This window comes from Synechococcus sp. R3-13 (assembly GCF_047462195.1).
In the GTDB taxonomy this organism is placed as follows: Bacteria; Cyanobacteriota; Cyanobacteriia; order Thermostichales; family Thermostichaceae; genus Thermostichus.
Genome location: NZ_JANSIO010000466.1, coordinates 1 through 341 on the forward strand (window position 1 = coordinate 1; position 341 = coordinate 341).

Here is a 341-nt window from a genome sequence, read left to right on the forward strand (position 1 = left end):
CCTCCCCATAGCAGCCAGTGGCCCATGAAACCAAAACCAACCAAACGCCGACGGCGATGGTTGTCCCTGTTGGAGGAGCTCAGGCGGGGAAATGAGCCGCGGGGCAGCCGCTTGCCCGGGCGGGGTGTGGCGGGGGGAAACTTCATGGGTAAACCCTAGCCTGTTCGCATGAGCAGTGCAGAACACTATCCCTACACGGGGTGGGCACTCGACCGGCAGCAGAACATCCAACGCCCTCTACTCTTGGCCGGTTGGGGAGAAAAAGTGCCCCTTCGTTACTTCCAAAAGAGAATCTCCCCGCGTGACATACTCCCGCACTCATGCTGACGCAAAGCGCTCCG